Here is a 19,189-nt window from a genome sequence, read left to right as displayed (position 1 = left end):
TACTTGCGCGCCTAGTTTTGGCCGGAGTTTTTATTCTTGGCAGACCCATTTGCCCCGGAGCTGTTCTTTCCGGAGCTGGTTTGGCCCTTGTTGCCCTGCGAGTTTCCGCCCTTGGGCTTGCCACCACGCCGGCCACGGCCACCGCGGCCGCCACGGCGCCGCCGCCGTTTGTTGCCACCCGAGTTCCCAGAGCCGGATTTCTCCTCGTTCTTCGGATTGCCGCCGGGCTTGGCGTTGGAAGAATTGGGATTTTCGTTTGTTTGCTGACTATTGTTCTTCTGCTGGTTGCGGCCGGAGGATTTGCCCGAGCCCGACTTACGGCGCGAGCGCCGCCTATTAGCGCTGCCGGAGCGGCGATTATTGCTGTTCGGCACGTGTGCCTGAGCGCGATTATCGGAATCCTTCTCTGGCTCCGGCTCGATTGCTTCTTGGATGCGCTCGAGCGCTGCAAGGAAAGCAGTGTCAGACATCAGCGGGATGCCCTTGCGGTGGGCGTGCATGGGCTTGCCCACGAAATCGGTGGTGATGTTGCAAACCACCAGCGAGGATTCGCGCGTGAGCTTTTCCGAATAGTTGAGCTCTTCACGTGCGATAGCCGCGATGATGGTGTCTGGATCTTCCATGATCTCTGGCGCGACCACGATCTCCATGCCGCGGTGCAGCTCCTTGCCAGGAACATATTTGCCCGGATTGTGGTGCTGACGTGGGGATTCTGCGGCGTCGACACGCACGTGCGAGCGCTGCAAACCAAAGCGATCCGCGCGCAGCTCATCTGGCGCGTATGCACTACGCGTGCCGGTTGCTTGATGCTGATAGAGGCGGTACAGCAGCTGGGTTTGCTCGCGGGAGGTGGCGGCCTCGCTGCGTTGGGCACGTTCAACGGTTGCGGTGGGTGGAGCTACATCAAGGCCGCTGCGCTTGGCGACGGCCGCGAGGCGGACATCGTTATCCCACACCCCCTGGCGGCGGGCAGTGGCCAAAGTATCGACGATGCTGACCGGGGTAGGAACGTGGCCGACCTTCTGGCGGCGGCGCCTGCCCTTATTACGGTTGCGGTTTCGCGAGCGATTCTGGCGCGCGGCGGCCATCATGGCGCGACGCGCCTCGGAGACAATGAAACCCCAGGTAAATGGGGTATCGTGCACGATCAAGGTGCGGCCGTCAATTAGCCGATCAAGTGGCTTGAGCAGCCGCGAGAAAGACTGGCCTTCTGTTACTTCCTCAATGCTAAGCCCATGCAGGTGCCGTGGGCCCGGGTTGGTACCAGGGTTGATGACGGCGTGGAATTCTTGGCCTACCTCGTTCTTTTCGTTATAAGTCAGGGCATCGATGGCAACGAGGCGCCCAGTAGAAGGATGAATGCCGGTGGTCTGCACCGTGAGTGCGACGAAAGGGTAGGCGGCAACGGCCTCGGCCTGCGCTATTTCTTGCGCGCTTGGCTGCTTGCTTTCTTTGTCGGTACTAGCCCGGCCGGGATTGTGCGGGCGGCCAGCAGCCAGCGCGGCCGGTGAAGGCGCGGGGGCTGAATCGGGGCCGGGGGTGGTGCTCATTGTTTTAAGTGTAGTACCCCGGCTGGACACGTTGGCTCAACGGGCGAGCGTGTGACCTAGCCGCGGATGATGATGGTTCCTGGCGTGATGGGCTTCCGGGTCGTTGTCGTTGGGGAGGCCGGACGCGTGGTCGAGTTAGGAGTCGTGGACTCCTCGGTAGTGCATGCTTCCGTAGTTTCGGTGGTGCTTGCTTCCTTAGTTGGGGTAGGAGAGGAGGAAGTCGAGCTCGGCTCCGATGTCGTCGGCGTGGTGGAGGTTGCCGGTGATTTCGGGATGGTTGTATCCGTGCGGGTAGGAGAAGGTACAGTTCGCGTTGGCTCGGTTGTACTACGCGGTTGGGTAGAAGGTTCCGTCGTTGGGGTGGCCGGCGGAAGCGTCGGGACCGGCAGTGGCGCTGGAAGGTTCTGGTCGTCACCAGAAGTATGGCGCGGCGACGTTGGGCGGGAAGGACCGCGTGGGTTTTCCTTGTTGCCCTCGAGCGTGGTCTGCGCATCTGGCGCAGCGAGGACGTGTTCGGCGGAATCCCGGGAGCTTTCGTCTGTGTTGGGTTCTGCGGTGGGTTCGACGGCGTCGGAAGTCTGCTTCCGTGTAGCTACAGCACTGCGGTCTTTGGTGCCTTCGCGGGAATCCTCGCGAGACGTGGTGCGTGAGCCAGGCTCTGCCGTGGCTTTTTGGGCGCTGGAAGTGCCGAAAATGTCCCGGTAGGGCGAAAGACCGCGTGGGAAGACTGAGTCCTCATAGGAGCGGCTTTGTGCTTCGGTAGCTTCTTCGCGAGCCTGCTCATCCACGGAAAAGATGGAGGCCGCGAGGTTTGCGCCACCGCCGACGATGATCGCTGCGCTGGCAGCGGCCACGAGTTTTAGTCCGGCACTGCCGCCGACGAGAGGCATGGAGGAGGTCTGCGAAGACATCAGCGCCAGCGACGCCAGCGACAACGGCACGCTTGTCATCAGACTGCTCATCGGCATAAACGACAAGGCGAGGCTTGCCCTCATCCATGCAGTAATAGGCGCGTGCTACGGCGAGCAGGCCACTGTTTTGGTAGCTCGAAACGGTATCGGCCAAACGGTGGGCGTCATCATGGCTAAGCGAGGCGATCTGCACACCATCGACCGCCACGTTGACGCTGCGGCGGCCAAAGAAACGGCGCGCATGCAGGGTGACCAAGAAGTGCTCGGCGGATTCCGGGAAGACGTCCATCTTGGACTGGAACTGAGTGATTGCCGCAGCCGTAGTGCCAGGCAGCATGGCCCAGCGCTCTGCCGGCGGGTTATTGACCGGAACACACAGGCCAGGGGCCGGTAGCTCGACATCGAAAGAAGGCCATTCCTCGCCATCAAACTCCACCATGGTTACGCGTGCGGTAACCAGAGGACGCAAACCTGCATCGATGATCCAATCAAGCTCGGTATAAGCCGCAGCTTCTTCCCGTTCGAGGTAGCCGATGGTGGTGTCTTCGTAGCGGACACGGAAGCCTTCGTCAGAAGAGCCCGTGAGGTTGACCTCCACTGCAGGCTGTTCAGAACCAGATTCTTCCATTAGCTCGACGAGGAAATCTGGGCTTACTTCTTGGATGGGAATTTGATTTACATCGCCAAAACCATGGTTAGGGACCATGTAGTTTGTCGATTTCATCTGTATTCGCTTTCGTAGGGTGCGGGGAAGAAGTTTGGGAGTAGGGATGCGAGCTATAAGGAGACAGACTTAGAGGGTCTGCTGCGCCTAGAGCGCGCTAACCCTCTAAAAGAAACTAAATCCACCCTACCGACTCGTAGCTTTGAACTCAAACGTATAAGCGGCATTTGAGCAGGTCGAAAGGTTGCCGTGCGCTGACTGAGTTGGGCAATGAGCGTGCAATTAAAGGGCAATCAACACTGCGATCAAAACGGCGATGCAAACAATCACGAGGGCGAAGATGAGCCAGCTCTTATTGTTCTTCTTTGTCGGGGTGGAATCCGCTGTGGCCTTTTGCGGGAGCCGGTCGATACGGGACAAGTCTTCATCGGTGATGGCCTTGAAACTGGCGGTCTCAAAAGTGGCCGCAGCAGAGCTTGCGCTACGGGTGTTTTCCGCCAGTAGGCGTTCCTGGCCGGAGCCGTCGCGGGTTTCCTGTTCTATCTGCTTGCCAGCATAAATGTTGAGCACTCGTCCGCCTTGGCGAGGGAAGTGGTAGGCATGGGCGAGCGTGCTTAGCCCCTGCTTGGCATGCTGGACGAGCAGGTCCGGAAGATAGTCCGGGTAGCTATCTAGCGTGCCGATGAATTGTGGGCCAAGATAAGCGCTGATGCGCTGCGGATCGGATTCGGCCGCGCGCAAGGTAACCAGCAGATGGATTCGCCCAAACTGCGGAATGTCGACCTCGTCTGGGATATCCGTGATGCTTATCGCTGGGGCAAAAGAAAGCAGCGCCCACGGGCTGGACGGCGGATTATTCGCGGGCAGGCACAGGCCCGGACGCGGCAGCAACACCGTGGGCTGGGGGCTTTGGCGAAGCGTTACTGCTGGAGTCAGCTGGGCGTCGAAAAGCAGCTCTATCTCTGGGTACTCAGCCGCATCCTGAGGCGCAATCAGACCTACGACGCCGGCGGCGGTCGCCACCTGCCAGGTGCCGTCGGGCTGCCTGGACAAAGTGGCGTTGACCTCTCGCTGTTTTGCTTCCGCAGAAGGCGAATTCTGGGATGCCGATGCGGGGTGCACGGGCAATTCCTGCACCGCGCCGAGCCCCAAGTGGGGGATGGGATAGAGCGATAAAGTCATGCCTCGACTTCTACCACCTTTAGCCCAGCGCGCGGTTGACCGCCGAATTGATGGCGAAAATCGAAGCACGCGTGGTGGAGCCGGCAATGCCAGCGCCCCACACTTTGGTGCCGTTGACGTCGGCGGCAATGTAGCAGGCAGCTTCGGCGTCGTCGCCAGCGCTACGCGATTGCTGTGCGTACTCGATTACCTCGAAATCAATTCCCAACGCTTCGAGGGCATTGGCGTAGGCCGCAATCGGACCGTTGCCGTGGCCGGAAACCACAGACTCCGCCTCGTTGTAGATGACTGTCGCGGTGACCTTGGCTTCGGCGTCGTCGCCTACCGCGTTATCGATCTGGAAGTTCTTGTGCGCAAGCGGCGCCTCGCGGTCTAGGAACTCGGTGGCGAAGATATCCCACATGCCCTTGGAACCGACCTCGCCGCCTTCGGCATCCGTGACTTCTTGGACCACGGCGGAAAATTCTGCCTGCATCGCGCGCGGCATATGAATGCCGTGATCGGTCTTCATGATGTAGGCAACGCCGCCCTTGCCAGACTGGGAGTTCACGCGGATAACTGCCTCGTAGTCGCGCCCCACGTCCTTCGGATCGATTGGCAGGTAAGGCACCTCCCATTCGGTCTCGCGCAGCTCTTCCCACGAGACGTCCGTGTTGATGGCGCCGGGGCGTACCTCGTTGGCCAGGGCGTCGAGGCCCTTGTTGATGGCGTCCTGGTGGGAACCGGAAAAAGCGGTAAAGACCAGCTCGCCGCCGTAGGGGTGGCGCTCAGGAACGCGCAGCTGATTGCAGTACTCCACGGTATCGCGGATAGTGGGCAGGTCGCTGAAATCAATTTGTGGATCGACGCCTTGGGTGAGCATGTTCAGGCCCAGCGCCACCAGATCCACATTGCCGGTGCGCTCGCCGTTGCCGAACAGGCAGCCCTCGATGCGGTCCGCGCCCGCCAGATAACCCAGCTCGGCAGCCGCGATGCCGGCACCGCGGTCGTTGTGTGGGTGCAGCGACAGGATGATGCTTTCTCGCTTGGCCAGGTTGCGGTGCATCCATTCGATGGAATCCGCGTAGACGTTCGGCGTAATCATCTCCACCGTGGAAGGCAGGTTGATGATCATTGGGTGCTCGGGCGTGGGCTCCATGATTTCAACCACGGCGTCGCATACCTCTCGGGCAAATTCTAGCTCCGTGCCGGTGAAAGACTCCGGGGAGTATTGCCAGCGCCAGTTCGTGTCGGGGTAGTCCTGGGCTACTTCTTTGATGAGCGCTGCGGCGTCGCAAGCCAGCTTCTTGATCGCAGGGCGGTCTTTGCGGAAGACCACGCGGCGCTGCAGCTTCGAGGTGGAATTGTAGAAGTGCACGATGACGTTCTTGGCGCCCGCGCAGGCCTCAAAGGTGCGCCGGATTAAGTGCTCGCGTGCTTGCACCAGGACCTGGATGGTGACGTCTTCAGGGATCTTGTTCTGCTCGATGATCTCGCGCACGAAGTTGAAGTCGGTCTGAGATGCGGAAGGAAAACCTACCTCGATTTCCTTGTACCCCATCTTGACCAGCAGGTCGAACATGCGGTGCTTGCGCTGCGGGCTCATGGGGTCGATCAGCGCTTGGTTGCCATCGCGCAGATCGACCGCGCACCACTGTGGAGCGCAAGTGATTTTCTTATCCGGCCAGGTGCGGTCCGGCAGCTGAATGTCTTCTACTTCTTGGGCAAAGCTGCGGTAACGGTGGGTGGGCATTGCGGAACCGCGCTGCTTATTCCAGGCGGGCTGGTTCTTGCCAAAGTCGCCGTTAGGGGTAGTGATTTCGCGTGGGGCGGTGATAAAAGAATCGTTGGGAGCCATGATTTGTCCTTGCTGCTTCGTTAAGGAAGCGGATAAAGAGGTACCGTTTAGCCAGCAGCGGCGGGGGTGGGAAGGCGCAGTTTGGATGCGCATCGTGAAAACCCGCGACGGGGGCGCTGGCCGGTGGGTTTGAAAGGCCTAAATCCCGCCGCGGCAAATAAGGAGGAGGCTCTGCCGCATAGTCATGTGAATCACACTAGCGCGCTTCTCACGATGTGGCAAGAGTTCTCACATATTGGGATCTCCTTTTGTTGGGGTGGGAGAATTCCACGTAAATCGAGGTGGGGTCTGAAGCATGCCGATAACATTGCATAACGTGCACGAAGTCAAGAATGCGGCCGGCGCAGAAGTAGCGCATAGCGCGGCCCCTCGTCTCGGTAGGCAGGATTGGATTGCCGCGAGTCTAATTGCTGTGCTGGGCAACCTCCTGCGGATTGGGGTGCTCGCCATTTTTGCGCAGGCTAACGAAGATAACTTAGGCGGCCTGCTGACCAAATGGGACGCGAAATACTACACGGAGATTGCCCGTGCTGGTTACTTCGGTGCTGACGTTGCCGCAGATGGAAACGTCAATGAAGTAACGATGGCCTTCTTCCCGGGCTTTCCGCTCGTTATCAAGGTGGGCAGCTTCTTTGTTGCGAATGAAGCTGCCGTCGCGATTGTTTTCAATTTCTTTTTCACTTTCCTCATGGCTGTGGGCGTCATGGCCATCGCGCAGCGCATGGGGGCCGGTTTTAAGGCCCGCGCGGTTGCCGCCATCGCCGTGAGCAGCGCTCCGATGTCCATCGTGTTTGCCATGCCTTATACCGAGGCGCTCTTCGGCGCGCTGGTGATGTGGATGCTCGTTGCCTTGCTGGATGAAAAGTGGTGGCTGGCCGGCCTTTTTGGCTTTGCGCTTTCCGCCGTGCGGCTGACTTCAATCGACGTCCTCGTGGTCTTTGCCCTCATCGTATTGTGCAAGGCCGTCCGCGAGTGGAAGGCCTGGTTGAGCCTTATCTTCGCCGCGATTCCCCTGTTTGGTTATCTGACGTGGGCGAATAGCTATCTCGGGCAGGCAGGAGGCTACTTTGGCATCCAAGAAAAACACTGGAACTCCCATTTCGATTTCGGTGCGGCAACGCTCAAGTGGATATGGTCCACGCTTTTGAACTCTGACAACGTGGGCTATCTGCTTTCCGCGCTCGTAATCGTCGGCGCGCCCATCCTGTTGCTCTTGGGTTGGCGGCGCTTGCCAGCGCCGGTTTGGCTTTTCGCCGCCGCGCTCATAGCGAATGTGTTGTTCTCTGATGGCATCATGCATTCGCGCCCACGCCTGCTTTTGCCCGCGGCGGTCTTGTTTATTCCATGGGCAATCAAGCTGGCTGATTCCGCGAGCACCCGCAGCACCGCAGCGCTATGCGGCGCCTATGTTCTCTTCGGTGCGTGGTTTTCGGCGCACATGCTTGCCGTATTCGAGTGGGCTATTTAGCTTTGGATCTGCCGCGTGGAGGAGCCCACTGGGCGGCGCGACAAGATGACCGTGCCTAGGATCATCACGGCTAGAGCTAAGGACATGAGCGTCCAGCCCGCCAGCGAATCAACCTGGAATTGCTCGCCCAAGACCACGTAGCCCAAGCCAAAAGCAACGATGGGCTCCATGATGGTCATAGCTGGCAGGGATTGCTTTAGCGCACCGGCGTGGAAAGAATATTGCTGGAGCACGGTTCCGCCGCCGGCGAGGGCGATTAAGCCCCAAAACTGCCAGGACACCAGGAGCTGGCCAAGGCCCTCGTGGGAGAAGATATCCACCACAGACTTAGATAGCAGCGCCACATAGCCGTAGAGGATGCCGCAGGAAGTTCCCAAGGCCAAGGCGCGCCGAGCGGGGAAGCGCCACGCTAGGACGCCGAGCAGCGCCAAGCCCAGTGCGCCGCACAGCAGCGGCGGCCACCATTGCGAAAGGGAGGGGCGCGGATCGCCGGCAACGGGGCGGCCGTAGACCACCAAGATGCCCACTGCGATGGTCAGCGCGCTGCACCAGAAGATTTCATGAAAAGACAGCGGCCGCTTGGAGTACCAGGCAGAAAGCGGCAAGGTGAACATCAGCGAGAGCACCAAGATGGGCTGAACTACCAGCAGGGTGCCAAAGCCTAGGGCGACAATCTGCAGGCCATAAGCCACAATGGCGGCAAGTGTGCCGACCCACCACACGGGATTGCGCATCGCGGTGCGCATGACCGAGCCGGAGGCTTCAAGTGCGATCCGGTGACGGACTACCGTGCCCCAGGCCACGGTGAGCGCGGAGGCGAGGGCAAAGAAAACCGCCAAGAGATTGCTGAACACCCCCACCACCGTAGTAGGTAGTCGCCCTTTTTAACGAATACTGCTCACGGGTGAAAATAAATGTTCCTAAGTCGTTAAGTTTGCCTCTTTTGGTGCGGTGAATAAAAACACTTTGATCCCCTTCACATATTGTGAAAGGAAGTACCTCGTCGGGGTAGCATGGACAACTGACTAATGCACGACAGGTATAGCGGGGCTTATCGGCCCTGTGGCTATAGACTGTCGCGGGAAACGCACAGTGAAAGGTGGATATCCCAACGTGGCCTTAATCGTTCAAAAATACGGAGGTTCCTCCCTCGAAACCGCGGATCGCATCCGCGCCGTCGCCGAGCGCATTGTGGCTACCAAGAAGGCGGGCAACGACGTGGTTGTTGTCTGCTCCGCCATGGGGGACACCACTGATGAACTCCTCGACCTTGCTGCCCAGGTCAACCCAGTGCCGCCGCAGCGTGAAATGGACATGCTGCTTACCGCCGGCGAGCGCATTTCTAACTCCCTGGTTGCCATGGCGGTCGAGTCCTTCGGCGCCGAGGCGCAGTCTTTCACTGGCTCTCAGGCCGGCGTGCTTACCACGGAGCGCCACGGCAACGCGCGCATCGTGGACGTCACGCCGGGCCGCATCACCGAGGCCCTGGGCCAAGGCAAGATCTGCATCGTCGCTGGTTTCCAGGGTGTTAATAAGGAAAGCCGCGACGTCACCACCTTGGGCCGCGGCGGTTCCGACACCACTGCGGTAGCCCTGGCCGCTGCGCTGCACGCCGATGTTTGCGAGATCTATTCCGACGTCGACGGTGTCTACACCGCGGACCCACGCATCGTGCCGAACGCGCAGAAGCTCGAGAAGCTTTCCTTCGAGGAGATGCTGGAGATGGCAGCCGTCGGCTGCAAGATTCTGGTTCTGCGTAGTGTGGAATACGCCCGCGCATTCGATCTGCCCCTGCGAGTTCGCTCGTCTTATTCAAACGACCCCGGCACTCTGGTGGCCGGTTCAATGGAGGATATCCCTGTGGAAGAAGCAGTACTGACTGGTATCGCGACCGATACCTCTGAAGCAAAGGTCACCGTTCTGGGCATTCCGGATCGTCCAGGGGAGGCCGCCAAGATCTTCCGCGCCATCGCGGAGGCGGAGATCAACATCGATATGGTCCTGCAAAACGTCTCCTCCTTGGAATCCGGAACCACCGACATCACCTTTACCTGCCCGCGTGCGGATGGCCCGCGTGCCATGGAGATTTTGACCAAGCTCAAGAATGAGGGCCACTGGGTAAACGTGCTTTACGACGACCAGGTGGGCAAGGTTTCCTTGGTCGGTGCCGGAATGAAGTCGCACCCAGGGGTTACCGCAGACTTCACCGAGGCGCTTCGCGACGCCGAGGTAAACATGGAGCTCATCTCCACTTCTGAGATCCGCATCTCCGTGCTGGTGCGAGAGCTGGAACTGAACAAGGCGGCCATTGCGCTCCACGAGCGCTTCCAGCTCGGTGGCGAGGAAGAAGCTACCGTTTACGCTGGCACGGGCCGTTAATTTAGGAAGAAGGAATTTTTCATGACCACCGTTGCAGTTGTTGGTGCTACCGGCCAGGTGGGACGCGTCATGCGTTCCATCTTGGAGGAGCGGAATTTCCCAGCTGACAAGGTTCGTTTCTTTGCCTCGCCGCGTTCTGCTGGCCAGGAACTGGTGTTCCGTGGCGAGAAGGTTGTGGTTGAGGATCTCTCGCAGGTAACCGAGGAGTCCGTCGCTGACGTCGACATTGCTTTGTTCTCTGCCGGCGGCGCTACTTCGCTCGATTGGGCCCCGGTCTTTGCCGCTGCAGGCGCGACCGTGGTGGATAATTCCTCCGCATACCGCAAGGATCCCGAAGTTCCGCTCATTGTCTCTGAGGTAAACCCTGAGCAGGCGAAGAACCTCCCGAAGGGCATCATTGCTAACCCGAATTGCACCACCATGGCCGCAATGCCGGTTCTTAAGGTCTTGCACGATGCTGCCGGTCTGAACCGTTTGCACGTGTCTTCTTATCAGGCAGTTTCTGGCTCTGGCTTGGCTGGTGTTGAGGCCTTGACCAAGCAGGCCGCCGAGATCGGAGATCGCAACGTAGAGCTCGTCCATGATGGCTCCGTTCTCGAGGTCTCTGAGGAAGAGCTTGGCCCATACGTTGCTCCGATTGCTTTCAACGCGCTGCCTTTTGCTGGCAAGTTGGTTGACGATGGCTCCGAGGAAACCGATGAGGAGCAGAAGTTGCGCAACGAGTCGCGCAAGATCCTGGGTATTCCTGAGCTTAAGGTTGCTGGCACCTGCGTGCGGATTCCGGTATTCACCGGCCACACCCTGACCATCCACGCGGAGTTCGACAAGGCAATCACCCCAGACGAGGCACGCCGCCTGCTTGGCGACGCCCCCGGTGTCAAGCTCGTCGACGTTCCGACCCCGCTTGCTGCCGCAGGCGTGGACGAGTCCTTGGTGGGCCGCATCCGTCAGGATCAGTCAGTTGATGACAACAAGGGCCTCGTGCTGGTTGTCTCCGGCGATAATCTGCGCAAGGGCGCAGCTTTGAACACGATTCAGATTGCTGAGTTGTTGGTCTAGCGCGCGGACCTAAAACAAAGCCATAAAGCGCAGAAAGGAGCTTGTACATCCAATAAAAGGACGTACGAGCTCCTTTTTAGTTATTTACTTCGGATTCCTACTTTGGTACTTCCGGCTTGGTGTGCTCCACGAAGACCACGGAAGGATCTGGGTCCTCGCGGTCATACTCGAGTTCTTGGTCTGCTTCGAGATCTTCGTGGATTTCTTCTTCGACGGCATCGACAAACTCCGCAGTTTCCATGTTGGAGGCCGTGGCCAAGGTGCGCAGTTCCTTCTCATTCTTCTTGGTAAAGTGCTCACGCGGATCAAGGCGACGCTGCACCAGCGTACGAGCACGCATACGGCGGCCTGATTCCTTTACCATCTTGCCGCGATTCTTAACCCAGCCAAAGAGCATGATAGCGATGACCACCAAGCCGCCATAGCCGAGAATTGGATAAATCAGTCCGACGAGGTCCTTGAAATCAGCGAAGGACAACGCAAAGCCAAAGAGGCAGGTAATGAGGTAAACGGGGTAAAAGCGCTTCTCATGGCCGCGCGTCAGGCGTTTAGCCAGCGCGTAGAACATGCCCACTGCGGTGTTGAAGATCATGCCGTAAATGACAAAAGTCATTCCGTAACCCAGCGCCGGGTGGATGGTGTTGATCAACGCTAGGACAGGCATTGCCTGGCCATTTACCTGCGGCGCGGCAAAGAATAGGGCGCAGACCAGCAACGCCAGCATGAACAGGAAAATAGCGCCACCAATAACACCGCCTAGGCCGACGGTCTTGTTATCTAAGAAGTTTCCGCCAATCACAATGGCCATGGAAACGGTGCAAATAGCGGTCAGGCCAGTGTAATTGAGGGAGGCGATCCAAGGATTAGCGATTGCCGGATCAACGTTGTGGATGGCGTAGTTGTTTGCTTCCTCAAAGGTCGCTTGGTTCGTCACCAAAGTGTAGATGGTGACGAAGCCGATGAAGAGGATGATAAAAGGCGTGATAAAGCCCAAGACAGCGGTGACTTTATCGACATCGAGAAGCCCCGTGATGAGCACCAGCACCAGCATGATCAAGGAGCCCACCCACGTTGGGAGGGAAGAAAATTGCTGGGCGAGGTTGGCGCCGCCGCCGGCGAACATGACAAAGCCCACCGCAAAAAGCGTGATGATGGTGGCCCAGTCGAGGATCTTCGAGGTGATAGGCGCGGTGATTTGGGAGTAAACAGCGGTATGCTCCGAAGCCTGGAAATAGGAACCAAGCTGTAGGAAAGCGATGCCTGCGACGACCATGAGGGCGGCGGCCAATACCATGCCCCACAATCCGAGCGTGCCGAAGGATACAAAATATTGCATGGCTTCCTGGCCGGAGGCAAAGCCAGCGCCGACCATAACGCCAATAAAGGCCATGGAGATGGCTACTGCGCGTTTAAACATAAGGTGTGGGAGAGTCTCGCTATCTCACACGCGCCGGAGGGTAAGTCCGCGCTCATCATTTTGCAGGCTGTGCAGTTTGTGTGCGAGGCGTTTGCTGCCATGGTGGCGCAAGACCGGTTCGACGTTCGATTTATCACGTGTGCGTTGTAAAACATTAGGCGTATGAGCTGGGTTAGGCCAACTCATACGCCTTGGAAAGGTCTGCTTAAGCAGGAAGGGGAGAGCTTTGTATTAGTCTCGTGGAACTTCTGGCTTGGTGTGCTCGACGAAGACAACTGAAGGATCAGGATCTTCACGGTCGTACTCGAGTTCGTCATCTGCCTCGAGCTCCTCGTGGATTTCTTCGGCAACGGTGTCCTCAAACTCGTCGGTCTTCATATTGGAAGCGGCCGCGAGCTTTGCGAGCTCCTTCTGGTTCTTCTTGGTGAAGTGCTCGCGCGGGTCGAGCTTGCGCTGGACCAGGGTGCGAGCACGCACTCGACGTTTGCTTTCGGAAGTAATCTTGTCGCGTTTTATAACCCAGTTGAAGACCATAACGGCAATCATCAAAAGGCCAAGGTAGCCCAAGATTGGGTAGATGTTACTGACCAAAGACTTGAAACCGACGAAGGAAAGAATGAAACCGATGATGCAGGAAGCGGCATAGACTGGGTAGAAAAGCTTCGGCTTCTTACGGGTCAGGCGCTTGCCCAGCGCGTAGAACATGCCCACTGCGGTGTTAAAGACCATGCCGTAAATGACAATCGTCATCACATAGCCCAGAGACGGGTGAATGGTGTTGATGAGTTCTAGAACCGGCAGATCTTTTCCATGCACGGTCGGTGCCACCATGAATAGGGAGACCACGAGCAGTGTCAGCAGAAGCAGGTAGATAAAGCCGCCGATGAGGCCGCCGATGCCCACTGCACGATTGTCGAGGATGTTGCCGCCGATGACGATGGACATGGACACCGCGCACATGACGTTCAGGCCGGTGTAGTTCAGGGCGGCGAGCCACCAGCTGCTCAGCGGGGTGTCAACGCTATTCGTGGCGAATTCGTTGAGGTGGCTCCAATCGACGTCGGCGGTGACGATGGTATAGCCGGTGGCCAAGACGATAAAGATGATGATGAATGGAGTAATGGTGCCGATGACTGCGGTGACGCGGTCAACGTCGAGCAGGCCGACAAGCAGGACGAGCACCAACATCAGCGTTGCGCCTACCCAAATCTTTATATCTGGGAATTGCTGCGTGATGGTGGATCCGCCACCGGCGAACATCACGAAGCCGATGGAAAAGAGCGTGGCAATCGTGGACCAGTCCAAGATCTTGGAGGTAATTGGTCCGGAAATTTTGTCGTACACCGCCGTGTGCTCTGTGGCCTGGAAATAAGATCCCAGCTGCAAAATTGCAATGCCGGTGATGATCATCAACCCGGCAGCCAGCGCTACGCCCCAGAAACCAGTGGTTCCGAAGGCGACAAAGTACTGCATAGCTTCCTGGCCAGAGGCAAAGCCCGCGCCGACAACAACACCGATAAACGCCATGGAGATAGCCAATGCGCGTTTCATCATGAGGAGATTTCTCGCATTCTCACACGCGCCGGGCAAAAAGAAATGCGCGCATTTTTTGTAGCGCGCTGGCCCGGGTCGACCTTCGATTTGTCACGTGTGTTTTTAAGCCATGCTACTTTTCTTTAATGTCTTTCATCCAGAAAATTTTCTAAAAGTGCACAGAACTTTCGCGAAAACTTCTGGGTTCCGGCGCTAAAATCGCAGCTAATTGTACCGAAAGTGAAGCCTGATAAATAGTAGGTAACGATTCGCGCTAATGATTCCCGGCTAGGCTCCCGTACCTTCGATGAGGTCTTTGCGGGCGCGGGCAACGCGGGAACGAATCGTGCCGATGCGTACGCCAGCGATTTTGGCTGCTTCTTCGTAGGAATAGCCCAATACCTGAGTGAGGATGAGGGCTTCGCGGCGGTCTGCGGGCAGGGCGTCGATTAGCGTGCGGGCGTCGATCCAATCGCTCCACGCTCCGGAGTTCTCGGTCGAAGGCGTCTGTGCCGCTACGTCTTCATATTCCGTTGCGGCCTTGCGGGGACGCGCCATGTCGTGGCGAATGTTGTCCACCCATACGCGGCGCGCGAGAGAGAGCAGCCAGGTGCGAGCCGAAGAGCGCGCGGCGAAGCGGGGGAGTGCGCCAATAACTCTTAGGTACGTCTCTTGGGTGAGATCGTCTGCGATTTCCGCGCCGCCTAGGTGTGCGAGAAGACGCCACACATCATCCTGAGTGGACTTAATAAACTCCGTGAGAGCTGCGCGATCGCCGCGGCCGGCCTTGAGCGCAAGGTCAGTGACGCGGGCGTCGTCATGCTCGGAGTGGTGTTTCACCAAAATGAACTTACCAGGATGAACGCTAAATTAGATTTCCCTGCCAGAACTTATTAATTTGCTGATTTTTGTTGCGAGGGCCTATTAAACGGGGTAGGTTATCGCTTGTCCGTGATTGATAATCCACCCCAAATTATCAACAATTTTATTGACTAGTTCCCGCTAGTTTTCTTAGGAGGCTTTCCATGACTAACTCTGAAGCTGACAAGGTCCTCGACAAGGGTCAGCGCCCCGCGGGCGGCCCAAATACCACCAGCCCTTCCGGCCAGCCGGTTGCTACCGAGAATACCAGCATTACCGCAGGGCAGAACGGCCCAGTTGTTCTCAATGACATTCACCTGATTGAGAAGCTTGCGCACTTCAATCGCGAGCGCGTGCCAGAGCGCACCCCGCACGCAAAGGGTCATGGCGCCTTTGGCGAGCTGCACATCACCAACGATGTCTCGCGCTACACCAAGGCGAATCTCTTTCAACTAAACACTGTCACCCCAATGATGGGGCGTTTCTCCACCGTTGCTGGCGAGCAGGGATCTCCGGATACCTGGCGCGATGTGCACGGCTTCGCACTGCGTTTCTACACCGAGGACGGCAACTACGACATCGTCGGCAACAACACCCCGGTCTTCTTCCTACGTGACGGTATGAAGTTCCCTGACTTCATTCATTCCCAGAAGCGACTCGGCGTCAACGGCCTGCGTGACGCGGATATGCAGTGGGACTTCTGGACCCGCAACCCAGAGTCCACTCACCAGGTCACCTACTTGATGGGTGACCGCGGTACACCGAAGACCACCCGCCACCAGAACGGCTACGGTTCCCACACCTTCCAGTGGGTCAACGAGGAAGGCGAGGCCTTCTGGGTGAAGTACCACTTCAAGTCTCGCCAGGGTGTTGAGAACTTCACTGATGCTGAGGCAGGCGAGATGGCCGGCAAGAACGCCGACTATCACCGCGAGGATCTCTACAACGCCATCGAAGAGGGCGACTACCCAATCTGGGACGTCAAGGTGCAGATCATGCCGCTTGCTGAAGCAGCTGAATACCGCTTCAACCCGTTTGACCTCACCAAGGTTTGGTCCAAGAAGGACTACCCATTGGTTGATGTCGGATACTTTGTGCTCAACCGCAACCCACGCAACTTCTTCGCGCAGATCGAGCAGGTTGCACTGGATCCTTCCAACCTGGTCCCGGGCATCGGCCTTTCTCCGGACAAGATGCTGCAGGCTCGTGTCTTTGCTTATGCTGACCAGCAGCGTTACCGCATTGGGCCGAACTACAAGCAGCTGCCGGTTAACCAGCCGCTGAATGCGGACAAGGTCAACACCTACGAGCACGAGGGCAGTATGCAGTTCCTCTTCAATGCTCCTGAGGATCCGGTTTACTCCCCGAACCGCCACGCAAAGGGCGGCGGCTACCTTGACGGTGACGTTAACGATCGCAGCGAGCTGGAGACCACCACCGCTCCGGATCTCTACGTCAACCCGGACCCGGCAGGTCTGGACTTGGTTCGCGCACCGTATGTCCGCCACGCTGAGGATTCCGATACCGCGCAGGCAACCGACCTGTACGAGAACGTCTATAACGACGAGGAGAAGGAGCGCATGGCGGACAACATTACCAACGCCATGGCTGGCGTTTCCTCCGAGACCGAGGAACGCATCTACGCTTACTGGGGCGCAGTTTCCCCACGCCTAGAAAAGCGCGTCCGTGAGCTCTTCGCAGAGAAGAACTAGCACGTAATACAACCTCCTAATCACAGGCCTGAGCGTCCACTGCCATAGCGTCGCTCAGGCCTCGTGCTTTCATGCCTTCGACGTCATAGCAGGGTCCGCCCATGCCAGTGAGAGTGGTGCCGATGTGAGGTTCACTCTTCCACTTTTGGCCATCCCAATAAGCCCAGGTGAGCCAATCGGTATTGCGCTGGCCAACGTATGCCCACGAACCGTCACAATCGATAACAGTCATGTTGCTCATCGAGGTGTTGGCCTGCTGAAGTGCATCGACTGAGCAGCTGCCCTTGCTTTGCGCCTGTGGCGTATCTGGCGCTGGCTGCTCCGGCTTGGCCGTGGCGGTGACGGTCTTCGTTGTTGGGGCAGGTGCTTCTTCGGCCTTGCTGCTGGTGGTGGTTGGGGTCTCGCTAGTGGCGGTTTCTTTTGCGGCCGTGTTGGATTCGGCTGCTGCGAACTGCGGCTCGCTATCTGCAGTGTCTTTGGGGGAGCAGGCGGTGAGTGGAAGAAGTGCGGCTAGGGGGAGAATCAGTAGGGAACGTTTCATGGGCTAAATCCTATGATCAGTTGGTTGGAAGTTTTGGGATTTCTGTATCTTTGCCCCGACTTAAAACGGCGCGCCTGCGTTGTTTGCGGTGGTGGGAGCGATATTTTTTAAAGGATGAACTCCCGCCTTGCTGATTTGCCGTCCCGTCCCTCGCGCCTGCGTGGCGCACTTCTGTGCTTGCTGGTGGTTCTGCCCTTGGTGGTAGGTGCCATTGTGACAGGCGTGCCGGGGTGGGATGCCTCACGTGCGTGGTCGAGTGAGGGAACCGGTGCGCCGACAGAAGGTCAAGCAGGTGCGGCGTCGTTAAGCGAGGCGGCGCGTGCTGCAAGCCAGGCGCAGGCCCAGGCTGGCTTTTTGAAGTCGGGAACCCAGCAGCTTTCCACCGGCACGGGCAAGCTGAAGGATGGTGCTGGTGAGCTGGGCGGTGGCGTCGACAAGCTCAGCGCCGGATCGCAGGAGCTTTACGACGGTCTGATTCAGCTGCAGTCCGGCACCAATCAGCTGGGCAATGGTGCGACTGAGGTAGCAAACGGTGTTGGCAACGCAGTGGATCAAATTACAGGTCTTACCGTGGTGCAGGGCCAGCTGCTGGCCGCCATCGACGGCACGCTGAAGGACCTTGAGGGAAATAATTCCCCCGAGGCGCGCAACATCAAGTCGCAGCTCGGGGACCTGCGCAATCAAGTCAATAATTTTCAGATTGACCAGAATCTAACTAACCAACTCAAGCGTTTGAAGGATGGCTCACGGGAGCTTTCCAATCAGCTCGCGGTTAATGGCTATGCCTATCACGATGGCGTGTATAAGGCGGCTGATGGCGCCAAGCGTTTGAACGATGGCACCAAGGAGCTTAACTCCAAGGTTGATGAGGCTCTCGGTGGCGTCGACAAGCTGGACAAAGGTGCCAAGCGTGTTGACGGCATGGCGAAGCAGAACCAAACCAAGGTGCAGGATGTGCAGCGTGCGTTGCCGGCTGCCGCGGCTGGTCAGGGTATGGAAGTAAAGCTGCTGAGCCCCATCGTGGCGCTGCTTATCGCGGCGATGGTCTCGCTCGGTGGAACTGCCCTGGGCGCTTATGTGGTGCGTTCGCGGAAGCCTTGGCTGAGCCTTCTTGCTGGTGTAGTTGTGCTGACTGCCGCGGCTGAGATTGTCTTTATGATTCTGGCTACCGGCGTTGATGGTATGGCTGCGGGGCTGGCTGCTGCCATGGCTGCGGCGACCGCGTTGGGAAGCGCTGGTCTTACGGCAGTGGTGCTGCACTACTTCCCGAAGCTTGGGTTTGGCGTGGTCATCGTTCTTGGCCTGCTGCAACTTGCTGCGGTGGGCTGGTTCTGGAAGTCTGCAACTGCCGCCACCGCTGTGGCCGGGGTGTGGAAGACCGTGATGGGCTTGCTGCCAATGCACTGGTCAACGGTTGGCTTTACGGTTGCCGGTAACTCGGGGCAGCTGAGCCTCGCGTGGATCGGGCTTGGCATCCTTGTAGCAGTTGGAATTTTTTCGATAGGTATTATGAAGCGCGGCTTTTCGGCGAAACGAAAAGGCTAAGACGCTAAATGTACTGACTAATTGGTTTTTCTAAAATTAGACCAAACATGCAATTTTGTGATTCCTTCTGTGGAAACTTTTGATTGGTTACCGTTTTGTTTCCAATCGGTGCTAGAGTGAATCTTGCTCACAATGCCTACTTAGGGGGTAGGCAAACGGTTTCTCCAATCCGTTGTGAGTGATAGGGAATAGGGGCGACGCGGCTGCTGTAGGGGCGCCGCGTCGTTTCCCGTTTTGGCCCTTATACAGGAAGAACCGGCAATGTATAAGCAAACGCCTGATACCTGGTTCCAAGAATTCGCAGGCCGAGATATTTCCGGAAAAGACTTCTCCGGCTACGACCTGACCGGAATAAATCTGGAAGCAAGTATCTGCCGCGGCTGTTCTTTTCGCGGCGCGATGCTCGCCTGGGCCATCCTCCACAACGCGTACATGAAGCCAGTAATCGCCTCGTCAGAGCAGCTCGCGCATTGCGAAGGATTTGAAGCGGATGCTTCGGAGGCTGTGGGGATGTCTCTGTAGAGCTCTCC

General features: G+C 57.9%; 14 protein-coding genes and 1 pseudogene. 6 read left to right on the top strand and 9 right to left on the bottom strand.

Annotated elements, in window-relative coordinates; translation table 11 throughout:
- Window positions 1-449: 449 nt before the first annotated feature.
- The 4 genes and pseudogenes from HMPREF2888_RS03875 to leuA all read right to left on the bottom strand — a co-directional run.
- Window positions 450-1,550, bottom strand: a pseudogene (locus HMPREF2888_RS03875) (DNA polymerase III subunit epsilon); the annotation flags it as partial.
- A gap of 56 nt (window positions 1,551-1,606) precedes the next feature.
- Window positions 1,607-2,500 (bottom strand): hypothetical protein, encoded by an 894-nt coding sequence (locus HMPREF2888_RS03870; protein ID WP_141744818.1) that lies wholly within the window; start codon window positions 2,498-2,500, stop codon window positions 1,607-1,609.
- 907 nt (window positions 2,501-3,407) lie between these two features.
- Window positions 3,408-4,307, bottom strand: coding sequence for a hypothetical protein (locus HMPREF2888_RS03860; protein ID WP_070432791.1), 900 nt, complete (start codon window positions 4,305-4,307; stop codon window positions 3,408-3,410).
- Window positions 4,308-4,326: 19 nt separating this feature from the next.
- Window positions 4,327-6,144: a 2-isopropylmalate synthase gene (gene leuA, locus HMPREF2888_RS03855; protein WP_070432790.1), complete on the bottom strand. Its 1,818-nt coding sequence runs from the start codon at window positions 6,142-6,144 to the stop codon at window positions 4,327-4,329.
- A 316-nt stretch (window positions 6,145-6,460) separates the two neighbouring features.
- Here leuA and HMPREF2888_RS03850 point away from each other — a divergent pair, with 316 nt between their 5' ends.
- Entirely contained in the window at window positions 6,461-7,612 is a 1,152-nt protein-coding gene (locus HMPREF2888_RS03850; protein ID WP_246815032.1) for a hypothetical protein, read from the top strand.
- Here the strand turns inward: HMPREF2888_RS03850 and HMPREF2888_RS03845 are convergent.
- A complete protein-coding gene (locus HMPREF2888_RS03845; RefSeq protein ID WP_061920124.1) occupies window positions 7,609-8,466 on the bottom strand; it encodes a DMT family transporter in 858 nt (285 codons plus the stop codon). The two genes, HMPREF2888_RS03850 and HMPREF2888_RS03845, sit on opposite strands and share 4 nt — an antisense overlap.
- 259 nt (window positions 8,467-8,725) lie before the next feature.
- Here HMPREF2888_RS03845 and HMPREF2888_RS03840 point away from each other — a divergent pair, with 259 nt between their 5' ends.
- Together HMPREF2888_RS03840 and HMPREF2888_RS03835 are read left to right on the top strand one after the other, a co-directional pair.
- A complete protein-coding gene (locus HMPREF2888_RS03840) occupies window positions 8,726-9,991 on the top strand; it encodes an aspartate kinase (RefSeq protein ID WP_070518297.1) in 1,266 nt (421 codons plus the stop codon).
- Window positions 9,992-10,012: 21 nt separating this feature from the next.
- Complete coding sequence (locus HMPREF2888_RS03835; protein ID WP_070432788.1) at window positions 10,013-11,050, top strand: aspartate-semialdehyde dehydrogenase; 1,038 nt, start codon at window positions 10,013-10,015, stop codon at window positions 11,048-11,050.
- 97 nt (window positions 11,051-11,147) lie between these two features.
- Here the strand turns inward: HMPREF2888_RS03835 and HMPREF2888_RS03830 are convergent, their stop codons facing one another.
- From HMPREF2888_RS03830 to HMPREF2888_RS03820, 3 genes are all read right to left on the bottom strand, one after another.
- Window positions 11,148-12,467, bottom strand: a complete 1,320-nt coding sequence (locus HMPREF2888_RS03830; protein ID WP_070432787.1) for a YkvI family membrane protein — start codon at window positions 12,465-12,467, stop codon at window positions 11,148-11,150.
- Window positions 12,468-12,698: 231 nt separating this feature from the next.
- A complete protein-coding gene (locus tag HMPREF2888_RS03825; protein WP_061920133.1) occupies window positions 12,699-14,021 on the bottom strand; it encodes a YkvI family membrane protein in 1,323 nt (440 codons plus the stop codon).
- Between the two features lie 267 nt (window positions 14,022-14,288).
- Window positions 14,289-14,840 (bottom strand): RNA polymerase sigma factor, encoded by a 552-nt coding sequence (locus HMPREF2888_RS03820; RefSeq protein WP_061920135.1) that lies wholly within the window; start codon window positions 14,838-14,840, stop codon window positions 14,289-14,291.
- A 185-nt stretch (window positions 14,841-15,025) separates the two neighbouring features.
- Here HMPREF2888_RS03820 and HMPREF2888_RS03815 point away from each other — a divergent pair, with 185 nt between their 5' ends.
- Complete coding sequence (locus tag HMPREF2888_RS03815; RefSeq protein WP_061920137.1) at window positions 15,026-16,573, top strand: catalase; 1,548 nt, start codon at window positions 15,026-15,028, stop codon at window positions 16,571-16,573.
- 16 nt (window positions 16,574-16,589) lie between these two features.
- Here HMPREF2888_RS03815 and HMPREF2888_RS03810 read toward each other — a convergent pair whose 3' ends face one another.
- Window positions 16,590-17,114, bottom strand: coding sequence for a hypothetical protein (locus HMPREF2888_RS03810; protein WP_070518296.1), 525 nt, complete (start codon window positions 17,112-17,114; stop codon window positions 16,590-16,592).
- A 114-nt stretch (window positions 17,115-17,228) separates the two neighbouring features.
- Here HMPREF2888_RS03810 and HMPREF2888_RS03805 point away from each other — a divergent pair, with 114 nt between their 5' ends.
- Both HMPREF2888_RS03805 and HMPREF2888_RS03800 read left to right on the top strand, forming a co-directional pair.
- Window positions 17,229-18,659, top strand: coding sequence for a hypothetical protein (locus HMPREF2888_RS03805; RefSeq protein ID WP_070518294.1), 1,431 nt, complete (start codon window positions 17,229-17,231; stop codon window positions 18,657-18,659).
- A 261-nt stretch (window positions 18,660-18,920) separates the two neighbouring features.
- Complete coding sequence (locus HMPREF2888_RS03800; protein WP_070497559.1) at window positions 18,921-19,181, top strand: pentapeptide repeat-containing protein; 261 nt, start codon at window positions 18,921-18,923, stop codon at window positions 19,179-19,181.
- Window positions 19,182-19,189: the final 8 nt, after the last annotated feature.

Source organism: Corynebacterium sp. HMSC077D03, from assembly GCF_001808545.1.
Taxonomy (GTDB): domain Bacteria; phylum Actinomycetota; class Actinomycetes; order Mycobacteriales; family Mycobacteriaceae; genus Corynebacterium; species Corynebacterium simulans.
The sequence above is the reverse complement of the archived record's forward strand: the minus strand, read 5'-3'. Positions and strand labels throughout refer to the sequence as shown.